This is a genomic window from Hymenobacter sp. CRA2 (assembly GCF_002007105.1).
Lineage (GTDB): Bacteria > Bacteroidota > Bacteroidia > Cytophagales > Hymenobacteraceae > Solirubrum.
Window position 1 is genome coordinate 57072 of the sequence record NZ_MVBC01000019.1, and the last position, 25122, is coordinate 82193.

Here is a 25122-nt window from a genome sequence, read left to right on the forward strand (position 1 = left end):
TGGAAAGCCCGCCTGATAATTCAGGCGGGCTTTTTTGTGGCCGGAGCGCTACGCAAGCTGAACCGCCCGTCAGGTTGCCGGGCTGGTAGCATGGATGCTATAGAGCCGAACCGGGAACCGGCTCCGCGCCCGGCAGGTGCTAAAACCCAGCGGGCCGTGTTGTATCTTTGCCAACGGAGTTAGCAAACGGAGCCGGCGGTGGAAGCCCAATTCCCACAACGCAAGATCATTCACCTCGATATGGATGCGTTTTACGCCTCCGTGGAGCAGCGTGACAACCCCGAGCTGCGCGGCCGGCCGGTAGCGGTGGGGGGCGCCCGGCAGCGCGGCGTGGTGGCGGCGGCCAGCTACGAGGCCCGGCAGTTCGGGGTGCGCTCAGCCATGCCCTCGGTTACGGCGCTGCGCCAGTGCCCCGAGCTGATTTTCGTGAAGCCACGCTTCGAGGTGTACAAAGCCATTTCGCGGCAGATTCGCGCCATCTTCGCCGAGTACACGCCGCTGATCGAGCCCTTGTCCTTGGACGAGGCCTACCTCGACGTGACGGAAAACCTGCCGGGCATGACTTCGGCCACACAGATTGCGCGCGACATCCGGGCCAAGATCCTGGAGCAGACGCAGCTGACGGCTTCGGCGGGCATCAGCTACAACAAGTTTCTGGCGAAGTTGGCCTCCGATTACCGCAAGCCCAACGGGCAATTTGTCATCCGCCCCGAGCAGGGGCTGGACTTTGTGGCCGGGCTGTCGGTAGGACAGTTTCACGGCATCGGGCCGGCCACGGCCAAGAAGCTGAACGAACTGGGCATCTTCACCGGCCTGGATTTGCGCAACCAGTCCGAGCTGTTTCTGCGTCAGTACTTTGGCAAGGCCGGCGGCTACTACTACGCCATTGCCCGCGCCGAGGACCACCGCCCCGTGGTGCCCGATCGGGTGCGCAAGTCGGTGGGCTCCGAAACCACGTTTGCCCAGGACCTAACCAGCTACGAAGAGCTGGTGGAAGGCCTGCAGCCCAGCATCGACGAGGTGTGGGAGTACTGCCAGCGCGCCGAAATCCTGGGCCGCACCGTGACGGTGAAGGTGAAGTACGCCGACTTCCAACTGATTTCGCGCAGCCGCACCAGCCTCTCGCCGCTGGCCACGCCCGCGCTGCTGGCCCAGCTCACCGACGAGCTGCTGCGCGGGCTATTGCCCCTGCCCAAAGGCGTGCGCCTGCTCGGCGTGTCGCTCTCGAACCTGGAACCTATGGGCGATATGGCCGGGCGGCAGCTGGCATTTGGGTTCTGAGGGGGTGCTGAGTGCGCGGCTACATTCGGATACCGTGCGCCCGGGTACGAGCCGGCGGCGTAGCTTAGTGGCCTATGCAGCGGACTCCTTGCATCGACGTATACATCCTGTTAGAGCACTTTGATGAAGCTACCATCACCTTTTTTCGGCAGCACTACCTGGAGGGCCTCTCCGATACCCAGGATAAGTATTGGTGGCCCACTGATGCCGAGGAGCACGAAATTGAGCTCGAAACGACGGATATCTGGGAGATGATGCGCTTCCTGCTGGCGCATCCGAGTCGGTACATTTTCTATTTCTCGACCGCCGAGCCAGGCGCCACTAGCACCGGAATGGTGTTTTTCAACTCCGACAAAAGGTTGATTCTAGGCGTGGAAGTGCCGACGGCGCAGGAGCAATACTACCGTCAGAGGCTGTCCGCCGACTTCCATTCAAATCTGCTGCTCAGCTTGGGAGACGAGATACATCGGCCTGATTCCAAGGAGGAATTCATCCGCTGGATGAGCGCCTGCAACGGCTGATCCGCCGATGCTACGCCGCCCGCTTTTTTGCCCCCGGCACGTGCACCGGCCTGCCTTTGGCCCCGCCGGTGGGCTTGGGGCCGCGGGCCTTTAGGCGCTTTTTGGTGGCCCGTTCGGCCTTGCGCACCTCGCGGTTTTCCAGGCGCTGGGGCATACGCGCCATCAGCCGGTCGCGCACGAACTGGGCGAGGTGGGAGAGGGCAATGATCTGGGTGCCGTTGAGCAGCTTCACCATGTCACGGCGGCGCAGCAGGCTCACGTGGTGCAGGCCGTGGTCCATCAGGTACTGCTTCACCTCCGAGAGGCGCAGCAAACCGGCCACGGCGCCGCGCTCCACGGTGGCGTTGTAGCGGGCGGGGCGGTGCTCGTGTAGCCCCGCGGCCGAGGCCACCAGCACGCCTACCCAGTCGGGTACGGCATCGAGAAGCTTGGCGAGGTGCTTTTCCGTGACGACGAAGGTGACAAAGTCGTAAGCCCGGGCGTAGCAGGGCAGCTGCGCGGCCACGCGCTGCAGGGTGTCGCCGTCGCTTTTCAGCTCGTAGCCGTGCATGAAGTGCGCGGTGATGTGCACCACGTCGGCGCGGGTGGTGCCGGTGGGCAGCTCATCCACGTACACGCCGCCCTGAAGCAGCGGATACAGCAGCGCACGGATGTCGGGGTCATTCATGGAACCCCGAAGTTACACCGGCTCGGGCGGTCTGCCAAGCCGGGGCGCTAGGGCTGCGGCGCAGCGGCCAGCGGTTTGGTGAGTACCAGCAGCGTTAAGGCCTGTTTGGGAATGCCGTGCTGCGGGTCGTTGGGGAAGGGCCGCGTTTCGCCGCTGCGCCGGTAGCCGTGTCGCTCGTACCAGGCCACCAGCTCGGGACGGTCGGCCAGTACCGTCATGGTGGCCGTGCGGCAGCGGTGCTGCGCGCCGTAGGCTTCGGCCGCGGCCAGCAGGTGCTTGCCCAGGCCGCTGGCCTGCCGCTCGGGCGCCACGGCCAGCAGGCCCACGTACACCTCGTCGGCCCGAAGCTGCAGGTACACGCAGCCGAGTAGCTGCTGCGCCGCATCCCGCGCCAGCAGAATGCGGGCCTCGGGGGTACGCAGCAACTCGGCGAGGGCTGCCGCGTCGGTGCGCGGCCCTGCGAGCAGGTGGCTTTCGGCCGTCCAGCCCACTTGCCCGGCTGCGCCGCGGTAGGCGCGGTTAACCAAAGCTTCGAGTTCAGAAATATCGGCGGCGGTAGCAGTGCTGAGCTGAACGGGGGAATTCATGGCGCAAAATAATGGCCCGGCCGCATGCTGTGGTTTTTAGAATTCGGTAGCCTGTAAAGGCTGGGTAGACCTGCTGTTGAGTTTAGTTTAATTTTTTTGTGGTTTTGTTATAAAGTTTATAGCTTTCAATCGTAGCGCTACGCCGCCAGTGGTCAACGGGGCAGTTTGCCAGGCAAACTGAGAAGTAGGAGAAGTGCAGGGAACAAGGAAGTGAAGTAGGCCAATCAGAGCTAAGAATTCATACCAGTACCTGTCCGAGGAGCATGCATTCCCATTGTAAACCGCAGTATTATGACCGTATTGAGACACTGTGTACGGCCTTTGTCCCTTGTATTGGTTGCGGCGGCGCCCGCCGCGGCCCAAACCGCTATTAACGACCTTTCGCCCGCCGCCAATGCGACCAGCGCGGGGCAGGCATTGCCAGTAGAAGTAAGCTTCAGCCGCGCCATGCAGGCTAGTGCTGTCTCTGCCTTGCGGGTGTACAGCGCCCAGCGCGGCGGCTGCCGTACGGGTCACAGCGGTACGACCTCCGTCAACGGGGTGCACGTGAACTTTGCGCCCAGCTATAACTGGCGTCCCGGCGAAACGGTGGCAGCTACCGTCACGACGGCGGCGCGCAGCGTCAACAACCAGAACCTGGAAAAAGCCCGCGTGTACCAGTTCACGGCGGCGGCCGGGGGCAGCGGGCGGGGCTTCTTTCTGAGCCCGGGCAGCGCCGCCACGGCTGAGTTGCCCGTGGGGGCTGGTGCCCGCACCATCGCCGCCGCCGACGTGGACAACGACGGCGACCTGGACCTCATTACCGGCGACGCGGCCGCCGACGGGCGCAGCGGTGGGGCTCTCACCATTCGGCTCAACGACGGCCGGGGGGTGTTCAGCCTTGGTGGCGTGTACACCGTCGGCGACGAGTTTACCAGCCTGCTGAACCTCGTGGTGGGGGACGTGGATGCCGATGGAGACATCGACGTGGCGGCGTATTCTTACGGCCCGCAGGCCCGCGGTATGCGCATCTGCCTGAACGACGGCGCCGGGCACTTTACTGCTACCTCCGCCGGGGCGCCCTCCGTGGGGCGCTTCACCTTTGGCCTGACCATGGGCGACGTGGACGGTGACGGCGACCTGGACCTGGCCTCTACCACCACCGACCAAGGGGCCATCTACGTCCGCTTCAACAACGGCGACGGCACCTACGCCGCGACGGGCGCCGATGTGCCCGTGAGCAACGAGCCGCGCAGCGTGGCCCTGGCTGATGTGGATAGTGACGGCGACCTGGATATCGTGGCGAGCTGCGCCCGATTCGGCATAGTGAGCGTGCGCCTCAACAACGGCAGCGGCAGCTTTAGCGGCGGTGGCGACTTCATCGTGGGCGCCAATGCCAACGGCCTGCAGTTGGCCGACCTCGACCAGGACGGCGACCTGGACCTGCTCACCACGAATCTGAACGGCACCGAAGCCAGCCAACTGACCGTGCGCTTCAACAATGGCACGGGCAGCTTCAGCGGTGGCACCCAGTACTACCTCGGCGTCGATGCGCTGAGCGTGAAAACCGCCGACGTGGACGGTGACGGCGACCTGGATGCGCTGGCGCCGAACACGACGGACAATACCGTCTCGGTAGCCCTCAACAACGGCCGAGGGGTATTCGTCATGCAGCCCGCTATCAGCGTGACGACCAACCCCCAAGGCCTGGAAGTGGCTGACCTCGACGGCGACAACGACCTGGATCTACTCAGTGCCAGCGGGGCCGCCGTGAGCGTGCGCCTCAACCAGGCAGCCGCCGCTCCGCTGCCCGTGGCGCTGACGCGCTTTACGGCCGAGCGCCGCGGCTCCACGGCTTACCTGGAATGGACCACCGCCCAGGAGAAGACCAACGCCGGCTTTGCGGTGGAAGCCTCCGCTGACGGCGCCAGCTTCCGCCGCATCGGTTGGGTGGCCGGCCATGGCAACAGCTCCGTGGCCCACACCTACCATTTCACCGATGCGCGCCTGACCCGCTACGGCAGCAATACCGTGTATTACCGCCTGCGCCAGCAGGATACCGACGGCACCGAAACGACCTCGGCGGTGCAGGCCGTGGCCTTGCCGCCGGGCAGCCGCGAGCTGGCCCAGTTGGCGGTATGGCCCAATCCCGCGCGCGAAGCCGTGTGGGTAGAGGGGGCGGCTCCCGGCCAGGCCGTGCAGGTACTGGATGCCATGGGGCGCGTGGTGTTCAGCAGCGTAATGGCGGATTCGGGACCGGCGCAGCTAAGGCTGCCCGCGCTGCCGGCCGGCACCTACGCCGTGCGCTGCGGCCGCGAAACGAGGCGGCTAGTCGTCGAATAAGCCCGTCTGTCCGGCACGCGCGGGGTGCGTCGGCCTGCACGGCAGGTTCGGCGCGCCCCGCGGGGCTTTTACCTGCGCCCTGAACGGAGTAATTCAGTAGCTTCGCTGCCGGTGCCGGGCCGCGTTGGCGCGTATTTTTGCGCCGTCCGAAAGCTGGGGTAGCCGCTGCTACGCTTCCCAGGTCGGCACCTGCTGCCGCGGCCATTCAGGGGCGGGCGCGTTACCACGATGGCCAAAGCAAACAAGCGCGTTTCCATTGCCGACCTCGCCGCGGAGCTGGGCCTGTCCACTTCCACGATTTCGCGCGCCCTCAACAACGCCGTCGACGTGAGCGACGCGACCAAGGCGCAGGTATGGGCCCTGGCCGAAAAGCTAGGCTACCAGCCCAACACCCTGGCCGCCGCCCTGCGCCGCGGCCGCAGTAATCTGCTCGGCGTCATCGTACCGCACATCACCGGGGCATTTTTTCCGGCCATCGTGCACGGCATCGAGGACGTGGCCAGCAAGGCCGGCTACAATGTGCTCATCTGCCAGTCGAACGAGGACGTGGCGCAGGAGCAAAAGCACATCGATGCGCTGCTGCAGGCCCAGGTCGACGGGGTGCTGGTATCCATGTCGAATACCACGCGCGAGCTGACGCACTTCGAAAAAGTGCGCAAGCACGGGGTGCCGCTGGTGTTCTTCGACCGCATGCCCGAGCTGCCCGGCAGCAGCGGCGTGGTGGTGGATGACTACCGCGGCGCTTACCAGGTGATGGAGCATCTGATCAGCCAGGGCTGCCGCCGCATAGCGCACCTCGCGGGCCCGCTGCACCTGAACACCACCTACAACCGCTACCGCGCTTACCACGACGCGCTGCTGGCCCATCAGCTGCCGCACGACACGCGCCTGGTGTACCAGCTGCCCGATTCCAGCGTGGAGGCCGGCATGGCCGCCATGCGCGAACTGCTGCGCCTGCAGCCGCGCCCCGACGCCGTGTTTTCGGCTTACGACTTCCCCGCTGGCGGCGCGCTCCAATTGCTGGAGGAGGCTGCCCTGCGCGTCCCCACTGATGTGGCTTTGGCTGGCTTCAGCAACGAGCCCTTTACCACCATGATCCGGCCGCAGCTAACCTCAGTGGATCAGCGCGGGCAGCAGCTCGGCGAAATAGCGGTGCAGCTGTTTCTGCAGCTGCAAAAGCGCACCGAAAACTTCGCCGGGCAGCGCATCGTGCTCAAGCCCCACCTGATTGTGCGCGAGTCGTCGCGGCGGGAGCCGGTAGCGCAGTAGCTGCCTGAAGCTTATGACACCCTGTTTCCGCATGGAACTAGCTTTAGTGCTACCACAAACTAAAGGGGCTGCTCAGGCATCAAAACCAAACGGCGCCGGCCTGCTACATGGAGCAGGCCGGCGCCGTTGTCATTAGGCGCTAGATGACTCGCGGCTTACCAGTAAGCCGTGTAGAGCACCGTTAGCAGGGCAATGACCACCAGCGAGCCGATGGCGAAGCTGCGGTGCGGGCGGAACATGGCCGTATCCACGATGAGGCCCTTGGGCTGCACGCCGCGGCTAGTTTCGATCAGGCTGATGATGACCATGGCGATGATGCAGATGACGAACACGAAGCCCATCCGGTCGAGGAAGGGAATTTCGTAAACGCCGGCGGCATTGGGCACCGCGAAGCCCAGCGGGGCCAGGAACGACAGATCAACCATGCCCGGAAGGAACTTGAAGAGCACCGAGAGCAGGAAGCCGCCGATGGTGGCAAACAAGGCCGCCGAGGACGTGGTGCGCTTCCAGAAGAAGCCCAGGATGAACATGGCGAAGATGCCCGGCGACACGAAGCCGGTGTATTCCTGGATGTACTGGAAGCCGCCTTTCTTATCAATGCCCAGGTGCGGGGCGATGAGCACGCCCAGAATCATGGCTACTACCACCGTGATTTTACCCACGTTCACCATCTTCTTTTCCGAAGCGTCCACGTTCAGCACCTTCTTGTAAATGTCGAGGGTGAAGATGGTGGCAATGGAGTTGGCTTTGCCGGCCAACGAAGCTACCACGGCGGCCGTGAGGGCGGCGAAGGAGAGACCCTTCAGACCCGTGGGTAGAATGTTGAGCAGCACCGGGTAGGCGCGGTCGGGGTTCAGGTCGTCGCCCGTCCCGAACTCGGTGGCGCCGAACACGCCTTCCTTGTAGAGCACGTAGGCCGCGATGCCGGGCAGCACCACAATAACGGGCATGAGCAGCTTCAGGAAGGCGGCAAACAAGATACCGTTGCGGGCCGTGGGCAGATCAGCACCGAGGGCGCGCTGGGTGATGTACTGGTTGCAGCCCCAGTAGTTCAGGTTCACAATCCACATGCCGCCGAGCAGCACCGTCAGGCCGGGCAGGTCGATGAAGTCGGGGTCGTCGCGGTCCACGATCATGTGGAAGTGGTCGTTGGCGGCCTTGGTCATTTCGGAGAAGCCGGCCAGCACGCCCGTTTGGCCGAAGTGCTCGGCTACCATGTTCAGCGCCAGGTACGTAGTGGCCAAACCGCCCAGAATCAGGAAGAACACCTGAATGACGTCGGTAAAGCCGATAACCTTCATGCCGCCCAGCGTGATGATGACGGCGAAAAAGGCCAGGGCATACATGCAGAAATCCAGGTTCAGGCCGGAAATGCTGCTCACGGCAATGGCGCCGAGGTACAGAATCGAGGTCAGGTTCACCACCACGTACAGCGCCAGCCAGAAAATGGCCATGATCATGGCCACCGTGCTGTTGTAGCGCTGGCTCAGGAACTGCGGCATCGTGAAGATGTGGTTCTTCAGGTATACCGGGATGAAGAACGTGGCCACGATGATGAGCGTAAGGGCGGCCATCCACTCGTAAGTGGAAATAGCCAGGCCGATCTTGAAGCCCGAGCCCGACATGCCCACGAACTGCTCGGCGGAGATGTTGGAGGCGATGAGCGAGGAGCCAATGGCCCACCACGTGAGGGAGCCTTCGGCCAGGAAGTAGTCCTTCGAGTCGCCTTCCACGGTGCCGTCGTGGCCCGTCTTGCGGCGGTATACCCAAATGCCGTAGCCGGCGACAATCAGGAAATAAATGAAAAAGACGACGTAGTCGAGGGTGGACAGCTGGTGCACTGGCGGAGGATTGGAGTAGGCAATGGCGGTAAAAATGAGCAATGCAGCCGAGAGTACCATCCTGTAGAGGCGGTATTCTCGGGCTGCACGGCCCCTTTTTCCTAGATAAAGCGGTTAATCAGGTTCTCCAGGTACTCCTGGCGGCCGCTGACGACGGCGGGCTCCCCATTCTGGGCGGCGTAGTCGCGCAGCTGCTCCAGGCTCATTTGGCCCTGCTCGAAGGCCTGACCGGCGCCCTCATCAAACGAGGCGTAGCGCTGCTGGCGCAGCTGGCGGTAGTCCGATTTCTGCAGCACGTTGTCGGCCGTGATGAGGGCGCGGGCGAAGATATCCATGCCGCCGATGTGGGCGTGGAACAGATCCTGCACGTCAGTGGAGTTGCGGCGGATTTTGGCGTCGAAGTTGATGCCGCCGCCCTGCAGCCCGCCGTGCTCCAGAATCACCAGCATGGCCTCGGTCAGCTCGTAGATGTCGTTGGGGAACTGGTCAGTGTCCCAGCCGTTCTGGTAGTCGCCGCGGTTGGCGTCGATGCTGCCGAGCAGGCCGGCGTCGGCGGCTACCTGCAGCTCGTGCTGGAAGGTGTGGCCGGCCAGCGTGGCGTGGTTTACCTCCAGGTTCAGCTTGAAGTCGTCCTGCAGGCCGTACTGGCGCAGGAAGCCGATGACGGTGGCCGCGTCGTAGTCGTATTGGTGCTTGGTGGGCTCCATGGGCTTGGGCTCGATGAAGAACGTGCCCTGGAAGCCGTTGCGGCGGGCGTAGTCCTTGGCCGTGTGCAGGAACTTAGCGAAGTGTTCCTGCTCGCGCTTCATATTGGTATTGAGCAGCGTCATATAGCCTTCGCGGCCGCCCCAGAACACGTAGTTCTCGCCGCCCAGCGCGATGGTCGCGTCCAGCGCGGCCTTCACCTGCGCCGCGCCGTGGGCCAGCACGTGGAAGTCGGGGTTGGTGGCGGCGCCGTTCATGTAGCGGCGGTGCGAGAAGAGGTTGGCCGTGCCCCAGAGCAGCTTGATACCGGTTTCCTGCTGCTTCTGCTTGGCGTACTCCACCATGGTCTGCAGGCGTCGCTCATTGTCGGCCACGTCGTTGGTGTAATCCACCACGTCTACGTCGTGGAAGCAGTAGTAGGGCAGGCTCAGCTTGGTCATGAACTCGAAGGCCGCGTCCATCTTGGCCTTGGCGCGGCCGATGGGGTCGGCGTCGGCGTCCCAGGGAAACAGGTGCGTCGGCTCGCCGAAGGGGTCGGCGCCGGAGCCGTTGAAGGAGTGCCAGTAGGCGCCGGCGAAGCGCAGCCACTCCTTCATGGGCTTGCCCGCTACTACGCGGGTTTCGTCGTACCAGCGGAAAGCCAGCGGGTTGTCGGTGTCGCGGCCTTCGTATTTGATTTGGGGAATGCTGCTGAAAAGGGTGCTCATATGTAGTGGGAAGTGGGGTGAGTAGTAAAGGCGTAAAGGCCAGTCGGTTAAAGCTAAGGCTAGTTTCCCTCCTCAGATGAGGAGGGAAACTAGCTTCTAGCCCTAGCTCTGGTTATTCGTCAATGCAGCTTGGGGCTGGGGCAGGCGACTTAGCAGTTCAGTTTTCCAGCGCTGGTAAGTCTGTTCATACACCTGCGCTTCGGTGTCAGGCTCGATGCGTTGCAGGCGCTGCACGTGCTGGAAGGCTTCTTCGGGCGTGGCGAAGGTGCCCGCGCCGATGCCCGCGCCCAGCGCCGCGCCCACCGAGCCATCGGTCTGGTACAGCTCCACCGCGAGGCCGGTGGCATTGACGAAGGCCTGCGCGAAAATCTCGCTGAGGAACATGTTGGTCTTGCCGGCCTTGATGACGGTGGGGTGCAGACCGTTTTCGCGCATCAGATCCAGGCCGTAGCGGAAAGCAAAGGCCACACCTTCCTGCGCGGCGCGCAGCAGGTGGCTGGCCGAGTGTACGTTCAGGTCTAGGTGCAGGAAGTGGGCGCCCACGGGCTCGTTGGCCAGCATACGTTCCACGCCGTTGCCGAAGGGTAGGCACAACAGGCCTTCCGAGCCGGCCGGCACCTGCGCCGCGCGCTGGTTGATTTCGGGGTAGCTCAGCTCGCGACCCACCGCCTGCTTTACCCAGCGGTTCATGCTGCCCGCGCCATTGATGCACAGCAGCACGCCCAGCCGCATCTGCTCGGCCGTGTGGTTGACGTGCGCGAAGGGATTCACCCGGGAGAGTTGATCCACGAACAGCTGGTCCGTCACGGCGTAAATCACACCCGAAGTGCCCGCCGTAGCTGCTACCTCGCCGGGGCGCAGCACGTTCAGCGATAGGGCATTATTGGGCTGGTCGCCGGCTTTGTAGGTGACGGGGATACCCACCGTGAGGTCCAGCTCCTCGGCCACCGACTCGCGCAGCTGGCCGTGCGGGGCAAATACCTCGCGCACCGGCGGAATCAGGCCGCGGTCGAAGCCGAAAAAGCGGAACACGTCCTCCGAGAGCTGGTGCTCGGCAAAGTCCCAGAAAATGCCTTCCGACAGGGCCGAAATGCTGGTGGTGGCCTCGCCGGTGAGCTGCAGGGCAATGAAGTCGCCGGGCAGCATCACCTTGTCGATACGTTCATACACCTCCGGTTCGTGCTCCTTCACCCAGGCCAGCTTGGCGGCGGTGAAGTTGCCGGGCGAGTTCAGCAGGTGCGTCAGGCTGCGCTCGGCCCCGATGGCCTGGAAGGCGGCTTCGCCGTAGGGCACGGCCCGCGAGTCGCACCAGATGATGGCGTCGCGCAGCACGTGGTGGTGCTCATCCACCAGCACCAGCCCATGCATCTGGTAGGCAATGCCGATGGCGCCGATGTCGTGCGGGTTGTATTTCTGGGTGGCGTGGGCCAGCAAAATGGCCTGCTTGGCATCCTGCCACCACTGCAGGGGCTGCTGCTCGGCCCAGCCCGGCTGGCGCGTCAGGATTTCGCGCTCCGTGTCGGGGTAGCTCACCGATGCGAGGCACTGCTGCGTGGCGGCGTCCACCACCGAGACTTTCACCGACGAGGTGCCAATATCAATTCCTAGGAGAAGCATGAGTTGTTAGGCGTTAGGCCGTCATGCCGAGCGAAGTCGAGGCATCTCGCGTGCTGATGACAGGTAGTCAACTCAACGATTAGAGCTGCTATCCGGCGAGATGTCTCGGCTTCGCTCGGCATGACGTTCTGATTATTCGATTCTAAACCAGTCGATGTCGGCGCTGCCGCTGTCGTTGAACTTGCCGGGGCGGGTGCAGAACAAGCCGACTTTGGCCCCGATCCACTTGCCTTCCCGGGCCTGAAATTCCAATCCGAGGGGCTGAAACGCCTGCCCATCGAAGCTGTAGCTGAACTGGCACTTGGCGCCCTGCTTCACCGCCACGCGCAGGTAAATGGGCTGCTGAGCCTGGGCCGCGGGCACGGCCACGGCAGGTGTAGTCGTTTCGGCCGAGCCCTTGTCGGCGTCCTTGCACGTGCTCTGGCTGAGCCGCAACTGCCCGCCCTGGTTGGTCAGGCTGATGTAGCTGTAATCAAGGCCCATCATCACCAGACCCAGCTTTTCGCCTTCCAGGCGGGAGTCGAAGCGCAGCTTGGCGGTGGCCGTGAATACGTCGGCGGGCAGCTTCTGCAGCAGCAGGTTGGGTTGCTGCCAGAGGTTTTTGTAGCCCTCGGCCAGCGGCATGGCGTAGAGGCGCAAATACCCCTGCGGGCCGTTAAGGAAAGCCCAGTAGTCCTGCGGGTTGGCGTGCCACTGCCACTGCAGGCCCAGTTGGTTGGTGCTGAACTCGTCGGAAGTCGGCGGCGTAGCCAGCTCCTGGGCCTTGCCCTTGATGCGGGGCTTGCGGTAGGTCAGCACCGGCTGGCCTTTGCCGTCCCCATCGGGGTCTTCACCGATGACGGGCCAGTCGTTTTTCCAGACCATCGGCTGCAGGTGTACCACCCGGCCGTAGGGGCCTTGGTCCTGAAAGTGCAGAAACCAGTCTTCGCCGGTATTCGTGTCGACCCAGGCGCCCTGGTGCGGGCCGTTAATGTTGGTCTTGCCCTGGTCCATCACCATGCGTTCCTCGTAGGGCCCGTACACGTTTTTGGAGCGCAGCACCAGCTGCCAGCCCGTGGGCACGCCGCCCGCCGGCGCGAAAATGTAGTAGTAGCCGTTGCGCTTGTAGAACTTGGGACCTTCCAGGGTGGGTTGTCCCTTATGGCCGTCGAATACCAGCGCGTCGGGGCCGGTCAGGCTCAGGCCATCCGCCGCCATCGGCGACACGGCCAGGATGGTTTTGATGCCCGCCCGCGAGCCGGCAAAGCCGTGCACGAGGTAAGCCCGGCCGTCCTCGTCCCACAGCGGGCAGGGGTCAATCCAGCCCTGGGCTTCCTTGATGCACACTGGCGTCGACCACGGCCCCGCCGGGTGCTTAGCCTTGGTGACGAAGATGCCCAGGTCGGGGTCAGGGTAGAAGATGTAGTACTCCTTGTTGTGGTAGCGAATGGCCGGCGCCCATACGCCGTTGCCGTGCTGGGGCACGGCATAGCGGGCTTTGGGTAGCTGTTCGTTGAACACAGCCGCAATCAGCGACCAGTTGACCAGATCCTTGGAATGCAGGATCTGCAGGCCCGGCACTGCGTTGAAGCTCGACGACGTCAGGTAGAAGTCGTCGCCCACGCGGATAGCGTCCGGGTCGGAGTAATCGGCGTAGAGGACCGGGTTTTTATACGTGCCGTTGCCCAGGTCCGGTACCCATACTTTCGACAGAGTTGGGTTTTGGGCCCGCGCCGCACAAGGCAACAGACTGCCTGCTACGAGGACGCTAATCAGGCGCAGCCAGTCAGCAAAGGACATATCAAGCAAAGGAGAATTTGCGGCCGACAGCCACCCCGCGCTGATTATCCAGGCTAGGCTGCTACTCGACAGCTAGTGAAGAGCTCCTGCGCAAGTAAAGCATTTATGCGGATATGTTATATTCGGGAACGATTCCGGAAAGAAACGTAGGTTTTCGCTTTTTGTATCCTATCAAGTAATTGGTTCGGTGTAGGGGCAAGCCTTGAGCCTACATGAATGAGACTTAATATAGGTCATTATTTCATCTGCATGTTTACCAATAGCGGCTCAGTAGAGCATAAAAGCTATGATAGGTAGCTTAGGCTACTAATGATTGTTTACGCAGATATACAGTCTATAAATATGTCCGGGAACGATGCCGGAAAGTTTTTAAGAAATTATAATTGTTGTAGAAAAGTTATATTCTCCTACGAGTTAGTAGCAGCGCTTATACTTTGCGATTAGGTAAGGATAAGCAAACAAAGTGTGAAACAGCAGCTTCCAACAGCTTTAAATTGGTGGAGGTGTGTGGATGGCGAGGGCAAGAATGTTTCCCGCTGCGACATGCAGACGCCAGATTGCGCATGAGCACTCCGGCAGCCATCACATCTGGCTTCTGATTGACTACAGACTCCAGTAGCCGCTAAAGGAAAACCGGGCGCTCCAGCAACGAAAACGGCAATTAGCGCACTGCCCGGCCGCTGGATGTTGCGGTCGGGCAGTGCGCTAATCGGTTAAGGGGCCAGTTTGTGGTAAGGCTGAGCCGGGCTAGGCGGGTTGAGCCTTGGGCAGCGGTTTGGCGGCGGAGACTCCGGCAGAGAAAACAAATTGCTCGAGCAGTGAGGCCGTGACGGCCTCGTCGGGCAGGCCGGAATGGCGCCACAGCTCGATGCCTTGCTGCACCAGCACGCAGGCCGGCAATTCGGTGGCGTGGAAGCTGTGCACCACCGTGGGGTGGCTGGCTTCGTTTATTTTCAGGACGCGGATGCTGGAGCCTAAGCGGTGCTGCAGTTGCTCCAGCGCGGCGGTTGTCGGCTGCCCCTCGGGACGGGCTACCGGCAGCAACACCAGCAGCACGGCCGCTTCGGAAGCGGGCGGGAGCGGTTTAGAAGAGGAAGCCGTCATGGGATGGAAGCTAGATACGCCGGTAAAATTGCCCGCTTCCGCCGCCGAATTCCATGATATTCGTCAGGCCGCGGCGTAACTTCCATCATAAACGGCCGATTTATCCCCAATTTTGGCCCTGTCACCGGGTTCACCCGCCACGTACGCGCTGCTTCTTTGCCCATGCCCACCCACTCTTACGCGCAGGCTTTAACCGATTTGCTGTTTGCCCGAGCCTCCGGCTTGGTGGGCGTATATGACGAGCAGCTGGGCTGGTTTGCCCGCGTGAATCCGCAGGGGCCGCAGGTGCTGGGCTACGCCGACGAAACCGCATTCCTGGAGGTGCCCGACCGCGCCTTGCCCGTGCAGCCGCTGGCGGGCCAGACGTGGCCCGAGCTCCTGGCCATGGCCCGCCGCTTCGGCTACCACGCCACCAACGCCGACATTCACCGCCTCGACGGGCGCGTACTCGCCGGGCGCCTGGAGCTGACCTACTTCGAGCACGAAGGCCATGCGCTCTACCTGGTGCGCCTCAACGAGCAGAACCGCCTGGAAACGGTGGAGCGGCAGCTGGCCCAGAGCATGAACCGCTTCGAGGCCGTGGTGGCCAACGCCACCATTGGCATTGTGATGTGCGACCGGGCGGGCCGCATCGTATCGGCCAACCGCCTCTCCGAGCAGCTCTTCGGCTACGCAGAGGGCGAGCTGCTGGGCCAGGCCATTGAGGTGCTGGTGCCGCGCGACGTGGCGCCGCACCACGAACAATTGCGCGAATCGTTCAACGCGGCCCCCTCCGTGCGGGCCATGGGCGCCCACCGCGGCGACCTGCGCGCCCGGCGCAAAGACGGCTCGGTGTTTCCGGTGGAAGTCAGCCTGAGCTACTTTCACCTCGACAACGAGCTGTACGTGGTGTCTTACATCCTCGATATCACCTATAAAAAGGAAGCCGAGCGGGAGCTGATTGCCGAGCGCCAGCGCGTGGAGCGCCTCAATGCCGAACTGGAGCAGAAGGTGGCCGACCGCACCCACGCCCTGCTCAGCACTCTGGCCCAGCTGGAGCAGCGCAGCGAGGAGTTGACCAAAGCCCTGGCCGCCGAGCAGGAGCTGGGCGAGCTGAAGTCGCGCTTCGTGAGCATGGCCTCGCACGAGTTTCGCACCCCGCTTACGGCCGTGATGAACTCGGCCACGCTCATCGAGAAGTACCCCGGCGGCGACCAGCAGGACAAGCGCGTGAAGCACCTGCAGCGCATCCGTTCCTCCGTCAAGCACCTGAACGACATTCTGGAGGAGTTCCTCTCGGTGGGCCGCATCGAGGAGGGCCGCATCGAAGCCCGGCCGGTGGAGCTGCACATCGGGGAGCTGCTGACCGATACCCTGCCCGACGTGCAGGCGCTGCTCAAGCCCGGCCAGACCATTGAGCAGCACATCGGCTGCGCCGCCCCGCTGTGGCTGGACCCCTCGCTGCTGCGCAAAATCGTGGTCAATCTGCTCTCCAACGCCATCAAGTACTCCGGCGAGGGCTCGGTGGTGCGCGTGCACGCCGAATGCGCGGCCGGCGAGTTTACTTTGTCGGTCCAGGACCAGGGCGTGGGCATTTCCCAGGAAGACCAGGAGCACCTGTTCGAGCGGTTTTTCCGGGCCCGCAACGCCGGCAACGTGCCCGGCACGGGCCTGGGGCTCTACATTATTGCCAAGTACCTCGAGCTGATGGGCGGCCGCATCGCCCTGCAGAGCGAGCTAAACCACGGTACCACCGTCACCGTCACCATTCCCTATGAAAACCATTCTGCTGATCGAGGATAACGACCTCATCCGCGAGAGCACCGCCGAAATCCTGGAACTGGCCGGCTACGCCGTGCTCACGGCCGAAAACGGCAAACTCGGCGTGGAGCAGGCCCGCGCCACCCGGCCCGATCTGGTCATCTGCGACATTATGATGCCGGTGCTCGATGGCTACGGCGTGCTGCAGATTTTCAACCAGGATGCGCAGCTGGCGGGCATCCCGTTCATCTTCCTGACGGCCAAAACCGAGCGCACCGACATGCGCAAAGGCATGGAGCTGGGCGCCGACGACTACCTCACCAAGCCCTTCGACGAGAGCGAGCTGCTGAGCGCCATTACCGGGCGCCTGAACCGTTTCCGCCACCTCAAGCCCGACTACGACCTGCAGCGCGAAGGCCTGCAGGAGTTTCTGGAAGATGCCCGCGTGGTGGGCAACCTGCAAAGCCTGTCGGTGGACCGCAAAGTGCACACCGTGCGCAAAAAGCAGGACGTGTACAGCGAAGGCGACGAACCGACGCGGCTCTACTTCGTGAAGGCCGGGCGGGTGAAAACCGTGAAGACCACCGCTGCCGGCAAGGAGCTGATTACGGGCATTTACGGCCCGGGCGAGTTCTTCGGCTACATGCCCTTGCTGGAGCACACCAAGCACGGCGACTCGGCCGTGGCCGTCGACGACTCCGAGCTGGTGTACATCCCGAAGGACGACTTCATGCAGCTGCTGCTGCGCAACCCCGATGTGAGCCAGCAGTTTATCCGCCTGCTGGCCGGGCGCGTGCGCGAGCGAGAGCAGCAGCTGGTGGGCATGGCCTACAACTCCATCCGCCGCCGCGTAGCCGATACGCTGCTGCACCTGCACGAGCAGCACGCCGCCGACAGCAGCCTGGCGCCCACGTTTCAGCTTTCCCGCGACGACATGGCCGCCCTCGTCGGCACCGCGCCCGAGTCGCTGATTCGCACACTGAGCGAGTTCAAGCAGGACGGGCTGATCGAGCTGGCCGGCAAGGATATCCGTGTGCTTCAGCCCGACAAGCTGCGGCGCGCCAACTGGTAAGCCCAATCAACGTTCCGGCCGCTGTGCCGGCGCGGTACCGGCCTTTGGGCGGGTGCCGCGCCGGCACAGCGGCCGGGTGTTTATGCGAGCAGAGGCAAGAAGTGCTACGGATGGCATCCATAACGGGGCAGAGATGAGCGGGGTTAAGCGCCCACAGCCAGCGAGGCCGGGGCCACTGCAGATTTGGCGCGCTGGGCGCATTGCTCACAGCAGACGGCGTCGGTCGTGGCTGGCTGGGGCAGCACCAGCACCGGAATGCGGGTGTGGTAAGCGCGCGTTTTGGTGTAGCACACATCGAAAAAGCGTGGCAGCAGGCCGCTTTCGGTGGGCGACAACACGAGAAGCTGGGCCTGCATGTGGGCGCAAAATTCTCCGATGCCTTCCATGGGGTCATCGTCGAGCACCAACTGGCTGTCGATGGGCACGCCGCCCAGCGCGTGCTTGATCTGCTGCATGCCGCGCTTGATGCCGATGATTTCGGCCAGCTCCAGCCGCTGGTAGAAGTGCACCAGCCGCAGGTGGGCGCGCAGGCCGCGGGTGAAGGTGCCCAGCGTCGACAGCGCCGCGGCGGGCAGGTGCGTGAAATCGGCCAGGAACACCATGCGCGAGGGCAGCGGCTGGGTGCCGGGCGGCACCACCAGCACCGGGCAGCTGGCCAGCTCAGCAATGCGGGCGGCGTGGTTGCCGCTCAGCGCCACTTCGCCGCAATCGACGTGCTCCAGGTTCATCACTACCAGGGCGGCCTGCTGCTCGTCGATGACGGGCTGCACGTGGTCGTGCAGGCAGCCGGAGCGCACAGCGTAGCGGTAGCGGATGCGGCGGCCGTCCTGGCGCGTAAGCTGCACGTAGCGCAGCCGCTCGGCCAGCGTCTGCAGGCGCTTCTGGTAGTCGGCGGCTTCGGCCGGGCTGAGGGCGCCGTGGTGGCAGTAGAGCAGTACGACGTCGGCCTCCAGGCGCACGGCCAGCTTGTTAGCGTACACTAAGGTATGCTCCGCGGCAGCGGTAAGGTCGACGGGGACGAGGATGGGATTCATGGCAGCGAAGCGGTTAGGCGGAGGAAGGCAACTGGGTAAAGCTTATTGGGCCGGTACAGCGTGGCACACCGTGATGCGCGGCGCAGCGGAGCCGTGCGCTGCCTGCGTGATGGCCAGGCGCGGGCTCAGGTAGGGAATGCCGAGCCCCAGCCCGCGCACAATAAAGAGTATGGCCATGGTCGTGGCTACCACCGGCACGGCCTGCCGCAGCCGCACGCGCCAGTGCAGCGGCACTAGCTGCCCCGTGAGCGACAGGGCCAGCATCAGCGGCAGGGTACCCAGCCCAAACAGCGCCATATAGGCCGCGGCCCCACCCAGGCCCGGCGCACTCAAGGCGCCTGCCAATGCCAGGTACACCAGCCCACAGGGCAGCAACCCGTTTAGCACGCCGGTCAGGTACAAGGCCCCGAGGGAGTGCTGCTGAAACCAATACGCCAGCGCGTGCTTAAGGCGGGCCAGCACCCGGTCGAGGCCCACGGCTGCCGCGGCGCGGCCGGTGTAGCGCTCAGGCACGGCCACCAGCAGCAGAATCAGCACGCCCGAGGCAATGGACAGGCCCTGTTGCGCGCCCGCCAAGCGCAACGACTGGCCCAGCAGCCCCGCCCCCGCGCCCAGCGCTGTGTAAGTACTGATGCGGCCCAGGTTGTAAAGGGTGCGGCCGGCCACGTAGCGCCACCCGCGCTGCCCGGCACCCGGCAGGGCCAGCGCAATAGCGCCGCACATCCCTACGCAGTGGAAGCTGCCCAGAAGTCCGAAAAGAAAACCGGCCCAGAGCATGTCGGTTGAGGTGCTAATGAGGGTGAATGAGCTGAGGTGCTGATGAGCAGCCGGCAGCGTGGCCAAGGGGCGAAAACGCACGCAGGCGCTAACGAAGGGCAAGTTCGTCAGCGCCTGAGCCGTACGCTATGACAAAAATCAGTTGCCCGCCACCATGCTTTTCTCCACGAAGTAAGGCTGCCCGCCGGCCTCAAAATCCAGGCGCACGCGCCAGTAGCCGGGCTTGAGCTTGGTGGTGCTGAGCTGCTGCGCGCCGGTGGCATCGGGCCGCAGGGGCACGCTGAAGTCCAGCGTCTGGTCGGAGGGGCGGAAAAACTGCACCTTGCCGCTCACTTCCTGGCCCCGCAGCGAAGCGGGCAGCTGCAAGGTGAGCGTACCGGCCGTATGCGTGAGCGTGACGGTGCCGGGCAGGGCAGCCGTGCGGGCCACGGCATTCATGCGCTGCTGGTGCTGCAGCTCCTGCTCGTAGTAGTCTTTGCTCACCAGGTCCACGCTGGTGCCCATGGCCTGCTTGACCATGTAGCCGATAAAACAGGCGAAGAGCACGAAAGTGGCAATGATGGCGTAGGGCCAGAGGCTGCGCTGCTGCGCCGGGGCGGGTTTATTCACGGTGAGGGTAGTCATGATGGGGAAGGGTTTTGCGGGGCCAGGGGGCGTCTGTCGTCCTCATCCGGCGTACGGCGCTGGCCGAAGGACCTGCTCACATCAGCTGGCAACTATCCAGCGCGAGTCGTTTCGGCGTGAGTAGGTCATTCGCTCTGCTCAGGGTGACAGACGAGCTCTGTTACATGGGAGGGGCCAGAAACTTGGTTTGCTCCTCCGTAATCAGCCGGCCGCCGCTGTAAACGCCGATGCGGATTTTGTTGCTGGTGCGCGTGAGGGCCGTGCGGGGCAGCTCGGCAAAGAACACCCCGTCGACCTTGCCCTGGGCGGGCAGCTTCAGGCCGCTCTGGCCCACCAGCTGCACCGTGCCGCCGGCCGGCTCCAGCACCCGCAGCTCAATGGGCATGGCCTGGTTGGTTTTGTTGATGACGGAGACGTTGTAGAGGTTGGTGACGGAGCGGTGGTCCGTCTTCTGGTAGAGCTGGCCGGGCGTGCGCAATACCGTGGCAGCCACGTTGGAGCGCGTCAGCAGCAGGCCCGCCATCACGCCCAGCAGCAGCACCAGCACGGCCGAGTAGGCCTTGATGCGGCCCGTGACCCTGAACTTGGTGCCGGCTTCGATGTGCGCTTCCGAGTCGTAGCGGATCAGGCCCTGGGGCTTGTTTATTAGGTCCATGATGGAGTTGCACACATCGATGCAGGCGGTGCAGTTGATGCACTCCATCTGCTGGGCGCCGTTGCGGATGTCGATGCCGGTGGGGCACACCTGCACGCACTGCCGGCAGTCGATGCAGTCCCCGGCCTGGCGCTCCTGGTTTTTGCGCAGCTTCTCGCGCGGCTCGCCGCGGCCGTAGTCGTAGGCCACGGTAATGGTGTTCTTGTCCTGCATCACGCCCTGCAGGCGGCCGTAGGGGCAGGCAATGGTGCACACCTGCTCGCGGAAGTGGGCAAACACGGCGTAGAATACGCCCGTGAACAACACCATCGACGTGAGCCCGCCCAGGTGTTTGAGCGGCGAGTCGGTGATGATCTTCACCAAGGCATCAGAGCCGATGATGTAAGCCAGGAAGGTATTGGCAATCAGGAAGGAAATGAGCACGAACACGACGTGCTTGCCCGTCTTGCGCCCGATTTTGTTCCAGGTCCAGTCGGCTTTGTCCAGCGCCTTCTGCTGCGGGGCGTCGCCTTCGAAGAAGTACTCCACCCGGCGAAACACCATTTCCAGGAAGATGGTCTGCGGGCACACCCAGCCACAGAAAATGCGCCCGTACACCACCGTGAAGAGGATGATGAAGAGCACGAAGGCCATGAAGCCCAGCAGCAGAATGAAGAAATCCTGGGGCCAGAAGATCTGCCCGAAGATGATGAACTTGCGCTCCACCACGTTGAGCATCAGCATGGGCAACTCGTGGATGCGCAGCCACGGGCCGGCGAAGAGCAGAGTGAGCAGGCCGTAGCTGACCCACGTGCGGGCCGAGTAAAGCTTGCCCTTGGGCTTCTTGGGGTACAGCCACACGCGCTTGCCCTCGCTGTCTATCGTGGCGATAGAGTCGCGGAAGGATTCGGTGGCGGGTTTGTTGGCGACGGTACTCATCGGATGAACTCTGCGCTCGGCCACCGCTAGCGGCGGCGTTGGGGCGAGTATTGAAGTCTGCTACACATTCCGTCGGCCGGCGGCAAGCGGCCTGGCGTGGCGGCTGCTCCTTGCAGGCGCCGAAGAGCCCCGAAAAACGCCCGCCGCCAACGGGTGAGGCTGGCGGCTTATCCGGACGGGGGCTGTGCTGAAAGCAGCGTCCGGACGAACGGCGGGACAGAATTTGCCGCCGCGGGCTGGTTTTGCGTTTCCTTACTCTGGTCCGTCATGTCTCGACTAGCTCGATATGACGTTCTGTAGAGCAGAACTGATTACAGCTGGGCTACCGGCTTGCCGGCGGCGTTGCTGGCCGTTTCTTTCTCGCCTTGCGGGGCTTTGGCGTTGGCCGGTTTCGAGCCCTGCAGCGTCAGGATATAAGACGACACCTGCAGCATCTGCTTGGAGGAGAGCTTGCCTTTCCAGGCCACCATGCCCTTGCCCTGCACGCCGTACTTCACCGTGTGGTACACCTTGTTTACTTCGCCGCCGTGCAGCCAGTACTCATCGGTCAGGTTGGGGCCCACTTTGCCTTCGGCGCTTTGGCCGTGGCAGGCGGCGCAGTTCTGCGCGAACAGGGATTTACCGGTTTCGATGTCGGTGGCGGCCGTCAGCACCTTGTAGTCGGTGGGCTTGTTGGGGTCGTCGTTGGCGCCCATTTTGGCGGCCATCAGCGCGGCTTCGGCCATTTCGTTCTGGTACTCGGCTTCGCTGAGCTTACCGCTGTCCGTCACGTGGAAGTGGATGAAATAGGCCACGCCGAACACGATGGTCAGGTAGAAGCCGTATTTCCACCACGGCGGCAGGTCGTTGTCGTACTCCGTGATGCCGTCGTAGTCGTGGCCGGCCATTACGTCTTCCTGGTACTTGCCGGTCAGGCCCACCGTGTCGCCCAGGAACAGGCCCAGGGCGCGGCCGTACCACTGTTCGCGGATGGTTTCGATTTCGTAGATCTTCCAGAGCAGCGGGCGCATCTGCCAGAGCAGGGCGAAGAGCAGCAGCAGGATGAACACGATGAGCACCGTCAGCCCGCCCATGAGCCAGAGCACGGTGGTCAGCTCCGAGCCGGTTTCGGCAGCTTTTTTGGCGGCGTCGGCGGCCGGGGCAGCGGTGGCCGCGGCGTCCTGGGCCAGGGCCGCAGCGCCGCTGAAGAGTGTGCTCAGGGTGAGCAGCGCCGGGAGAGTAACCTTACGCGTTAGCACAGCGCACCTCCTTCCGTTTGGGCCGGCGCGGCGTGGTCGTCGTCCAGCAGCGGCATTTGCTTCATGGCCTGGATGTGCGAGCGGCTTACCACGGCCACGTACACCAGCAGGGAGAGGAAAAAGAGAAAGAAAATGGCGAAGGAGATGATCGGGTAGATTTCGATGCCCGCAATGTTCTCCAGAACGTTCTTGTACATGACTGCTCGGTCTTGGCCGGCCGTTAGGGGCGGGGCGCCGGAAGCAGGTGTTTCCAGCACGTCTTGGGTTCGGCACCCCGCCCGGGGCCATGATGATTACTCGGCGGCGGCAGCGGCTACGGCGGCCGCCTGCTCGTCCTTCACTTTGATGTCGGTGCCGAGGCGCTGCAGGTAGGCAATGAGCGCCACGATTTCCTTGTCCGACTTCACCTGGATGTCTTCCTTGGCCAGCTCGGCCACGATGCCCGCGGCCTGCTTGCGGGCCTCGGCCACGGCCTGCTGCTCGAAGCCCGCCGGGTAGGGCGTGCCGAGCTTGCGCAGGGCGTTGATCTTGGCGGGCGTGTCCGAGTAGTCGATGTCATTCTCGAACAGCCAGGGGTAAGGCGGCATGATCGAGCCCGGCGACATGCTGGTGGGGTCCATCATGTGATTGTAGTGCCAGGAGTGCGGGTACTTGCCGCCCACGCGGTGCAGATCGGGCCCGGTGCGCTTGGAGCCCCAGAGGAAGGGCCGGTCGTACACAAACTCGCCGGCTTTGCTGTACTCGCCGTAACGCTCGGTTTCGGAGCGGAAAGGGCGCACCATCTGCGAGTGGCAGTTCACGCAGCCTTCCTTGATGTACAGGTCGCGGCCTTCGAGTTCGAGCGAGGTATAGGGCTTCACCGAGGCAATGGTGGGCACGTTCGACTTGATCATGAACGTCGGGACCATTTCCACCAGGCCGCCGATGAGGATGGCAATGGTGGCGCCGATGCTCAGCTGCACGGGGCGACGCTCAATCCAGCGGTGCCAGTGCCCGCCCTCGTGGCTGTGCTCGTTGTCGATGGCAACGGCTGGGGCATGGAATTTCTCGTTGGCCAGCAGCGTGCCGGCTTTGGCGGTCTGGTAGAGGTTGTACACCATCAGGAACACGCCGCTCAGGTAGAGCACCCCGCCGATGCCGCGCAGGTAGTACATGGGCACAATCTGCATCACCGTCTCGAGGAAGTTGGCGTACTGCAGCATGCCTTCCTCGTTGAACTGCTTCCACATCAGGCCCTGCGTGAAGCCCGCCCAGTACATCGGGATGGCGTAGAACAGGATGCCGAGGGTACCCAGCCAGAAGTGGGTGTTCATCAGCTTGCGCGAGTGGATGGGGGTCTGGTACAGACGCGGCCACAGCCAGTAGAGCACGGCGAAGGTCAGGAAGCCGTTCCAGCCCAGGGCGCCGACGTGTACGTGGGCTACAATCCAATCGGTAAAGTGGGCAATGGCGTTGACGTTCTTCAGGCTCAGCATCGGGCCTTCGAAGGTGGCCATGCCGTAGGCCGTAATGGCCACCACCATGAACTTCAGGATGGGCTCCTGGCGCACCTTATCCCAGGCGCCGCGCAGCGTGAGCAGGCCGTTGATCATGCCACCCCAGCTCGGCGCGATGAGCATCACGGAGAAGACTACGCCGAGGCTCTGCGCCCAGTCGGGCAGGGCGGTGTAAAGCAAGTGGTGCGGGCCAGCCCAGATGTAGATGAAAATCAGCGACCAGAAGTGGATGATGGAGAGGCGGTACGAGTACACCGGGCGCTCCGCCGCTTTGGGCAGGAAGTAGTACATCAGGCCCAGGTAGGGCGTGGTCAGGAAGAAGGCCACCGCGTTGTGGCCGTACCACCACTGCACCAGCGCGTCCTGCACCCCGGCGTAGAGCGAGTAGCTCTTCAGCAGTGACACCGGGATTTCCATCGAGTTGACGATGTGCAGCACCGCAACGGTCAGGAAGGTGGCGATGTAGAACCAGATGCCCACGTACAGGTGCTTTTCCTTGCGGCGGGCAATGGTGCCGAACATGTTCCAGCCGAATACCACCCAGATCAGCGTGATGGCAATGTCGATGGGCCACTCCAGCTCGGCGTATTCCTTGGAGGTGGTGAAGCCCAGCGGCAGCGTGGCCACGGCCGAGACGATGATGAGCTGCCAGCCCCAGAAGTGGATTTTGCTGAGCAGGTCGGAGTACATCCGGGTCTTGCACAGGCGCTGCAGGGAGTAGTAGACGCCGGTAAAAATGCCGTTGCCGACGAAGGCGAAAATCACGGCGTTGGTGTGCAGCGGGCGGATGCGGCCGAACGTGGTGTAGGGCGTGCCCATGTTGAGTTCGGGGCGGGCCAGCTGGAAGGCCGCAATGACCCCGATGAGCATGCCGGCAATGCCCCAGAACACGGTGGCAACGCCGAAGTCTCGGACGATTTTGTTGTCGTAAAACGATGCGAGAACGGCCTTCGGGGAGGAATCCAGCTCCTGGGGCGGTTTCGCTTGGACCAGCACAGCCATAGCGCGAAACGGGTTGATTTTGAGTATCACAAAACTCCCCCAGGCGCGGCCGCGAAAAGATGACGAACGTCAGGCGTGCCGCCTGATTGATGTCAGCCGTCAGGCCGCTGCGCCCCCTGTGCTAGAATCAGAAGCTATAGTTAGTTCCCCTCCTCAGCTGAGGAGG

Annotated in this window: 20 protein-coding genes; 6 read left to right on the top strand and 14 right to left on the bottom strand. The window is 63.4% G+C overall.

Annotated elements, in window-relative coordinates; genetic code table 11:
- Positions 1–198: 198 nt before the first annotated feature.
- Together dinB and B0919_RS22190 are read left to right on the top strand one after the other, a co-directional pair.
- A complete protein-coding gene (gene dinB, locus B0919_RS22185; protein WP_078014496.1) occupies positions 199–1281 on the top strand; it encodes a DNA polymerase IV in 1083 nt (360 codons plus the stop codon).
- A gap of 74 nt (positions 1282–1355) precedes the next feature.
- A complete protein-coding gene (locus tag B0919_RS22190; RefSeq protein ID WP_078014497.1) occupies positions 1356–1802 on the top strand; it encodes a hypothetical protein in 447 nt (148 codons plus the stop codon).
- Positions 1803–1812: 10 nt separating this feature from the next.
- Here the strand turns inward: B0919_RS22190 and B0919_RS22195 are convergent, their stop codons facing one another.
- Both B0919_RS22195 and B0919_RS22200 read right to left on the bottom strand, forming a co-directional pair.
- A complete protein-coding gene (locus B0919_RS22195; protein WP_078014498.1) occupies positions 1813–2469 on the bottom strand; it encodes a sce7726 family protein in 657 nt (218 codons plus the stop codon).
- A 47-nt stretch (positions 2470–2516) separates the two neighbouring features.
- Positions 2517–3056 carry a GNAT family N-acetyltransferase gene (locus B0919_RS22200; RefSeq protein ID WP_078014499.1) on the bottom strand — a complete coding sequence of 180 codons (540 nt, stop codon included), beginning with the start codon at positions 3054–3056 and terminating at the stop codon, positions 2517–2519.
- A gap of 321 nt (positions 3057–3377) precedes the next feature.
- On the opposite strand from B0919_RS22200, the gene B0919_RS22205 reads away from it, so the two are divergent.
- Positions 3378–5378, top strand: coding sequence for an FG-GAP repeat domain-containing protein (locus B0919_RS22205; protein ID WP_176133180.1), 2001 nt, complete (start codon positions 3378–3380; stop codon positions 5376–5378).
- A 228-nt stretch (positions 5379–5606) separates the two neighbouring features.
- Entirely contained in the window at positions 5607–6647 is a 1041-nt protein-coding gene (locus B0919_RS22210) for a LacI family DNA-binding transcriptional regulator (protein ID WP_078014501.1), read from the top strand.
- 155 nt (positions 6648–6802) lie between these two features.
- On the opposite strand, the gene B0919_RS22215 is transcribed toward B0919_RS22210, so the two are convergent.
- The 5 genes from B0919_RS22215 to B0919_RS22235 form a co-directional block, all read right to left on the bottom strand.
- Entirely contained in the window at positions 6803–8488 is a 1686-nt protein-coding gene (locus B0919_RS22215) for a sodium/sugar symporter (RefSeq protein WP_176133181.1), read from the bottom strand.
- A 101-nt stretch (positions 8489–8589) separates the two neighbouring features.
- On the bottom strand, positions 8590–9900 hold the full coding sequence (xylA, locus tag B0919_RS22220; protein WP_078014503.1) for a xylose isomerase: 1311 nt from the start codon (positions 9898–9900) through the stop codon (positions 8590–8592).
- A 102-nt stretch (positions 9901–10002) separates the two neighbouring features.
- Positions 10003–11517, bottom strand: coding sequence for a xylulokinase (locus B0919_RS22225; RefSeq protein WP_078014505.1), 1515 nt, complete (start codon positions 11515–11517; stop codon positions 10003–10005).
- A gap of 132 nt (positions 11518–11649) precedes the next feature.
- A complete protein-coding gene (locus tag B0919_RS22230; protein ID WP_078014506.1) occupies positions 11650–13296 on the bottom strand; it encodes a glycoside hydrolase 43 family protein in 1647 nt (548 codons plus the stop codon).
- A gap of 747 nt (positions 13297–14043) precedes the next feature.
- Complete coding sequence (locus B0919_RS22235) at positions 14044–14400, bottom strand: hypothetical protein (protein WP_078014507.1); 357 nt, start codon at positions 14398–14400, stop codon at positions 14044–14046.
- Positions 14401–14562: 162 nt separating this feature from the next.
- Here B0919_RS22235 and B0919_RS22240 point away from each other — a divergent pair, with 162 nt between their 5' ends.
- Positions 14563–16182 (top strand): sensor histidine kinase, encoded by a 1620-nt coding sequence (locus B0919_RS22240; RefSeq protein WP_078014508.1) that lies wholly within the window; start codon positions 14563–14565, stop codon positions 16180–16182.
- On the top strand, positions 16154–17212 hold the full coding sequence (locus B0919_RS22245; protein WP_078014509.1) for a response regulator: 1059 nt from the start codon (positions 16154–16156) through the stop codon (positions 17210–17212). Before B0919_RS22240 ends, B0919_RS22245 begins: the two co-directional genes overlap by 29 nt.
- Positions 17213–17355: 143 nt before the next feature.
- On the opposite strand, the gene B0919_RS22250 is transcribed toward B0919_RS22245, so the two are convergent.
- The 7 genes from B0919_RS22250 to ccoN form a co-directional block, all read right to left on the bottom strand.
- Positions 17356–18246 (bottom strand): universal stress protein, encoded by an 891-nt coding sequence (locus tag B0919_RS22250; RefSeq protein ID WP_078014510.1) that lies wholly within the window; start codon positions 18244–18246, stop codon positions 17356–17358.
- 42 nt (positions 18247–18288) lie between these two features.
- Positions 18289–19104: a sulfite exporter TauE/SafE family protein gene (locus B0919_RS22255; protein ID WP_254846645.1), complete on the bottom strand. Its 816-nt coding sequence runs from the start codon at positions 19102–19104 to the stop codon at positions 18289–18291.
- A gap of 57 nt (positions 19105–19161) precedes the next feature.
- Positions 19162–19647 (bottom strand): FixH family protein, encoded by a 486-nt coding sequence (locus tag B0919_RS22260; protein WP_078014512.1) that lies wholly within the window; start codon positions 19645–19647, stop codon positions 19162–19164.
- A 160-nt stretch (positions 19648–19807) separates the two neighbouring features.
- The gene (gene ccoG / locus B0919_RS22265) at positions 19808–21220 is read right to left on the bottom strand and encodes a cytochrome c oxidase accessory protein CcoG (RefSeq protein ID WP_078014513.1); all 1413 of its coding nucleotides are present in this window, start codon (positions 21218–21220) and stop codon (positions 19808–19810) included.
- A 311-nt stretch (positions 21221–21531) separates the two neighbouring features.
- Positions 21532–22458 carry a cbb3-type cytochrome c oxidase N-terminal domain-containing protein gene (locus B0919_RS22270; RefSeq protein WP_078014514.1) on the bottom strand — a complete coding sequence of 309 codons (927 nt, stop codon included), beginning with the start codon at positions 22456–22458 and terminating at the stop codon, positions 21532–21534.
- Positions 22452–22655, bottom strand: coding sequence for a hypothetical protein (locus B0919_RS22275; protein WP_078014515.1), 204 nt, complete (start codon positions 22653–22655; stop codon positions 22452–22454). Before B0919_RS22275 ends, B0919_RS22270 begins: the two co-directional genes overlap by 7 nt.
- Before the next feature lie 96 nt (positions 22656–22751).
- The gene (ccoN, locus tag B0919_RS22280) at positions 22752–24956 is read right to left on the bottom strand and encodes a cytochrome-c oxidase, cbb3-type subunit I (protein ID WP_078014536.1); all 2205 of its coding nucleotides are present in this window, start codon (positions 24954–24956) and stop codon (positions 22752–22754) included.
- Positions 24957–25122: the final 166 nt, after the last annotated feature.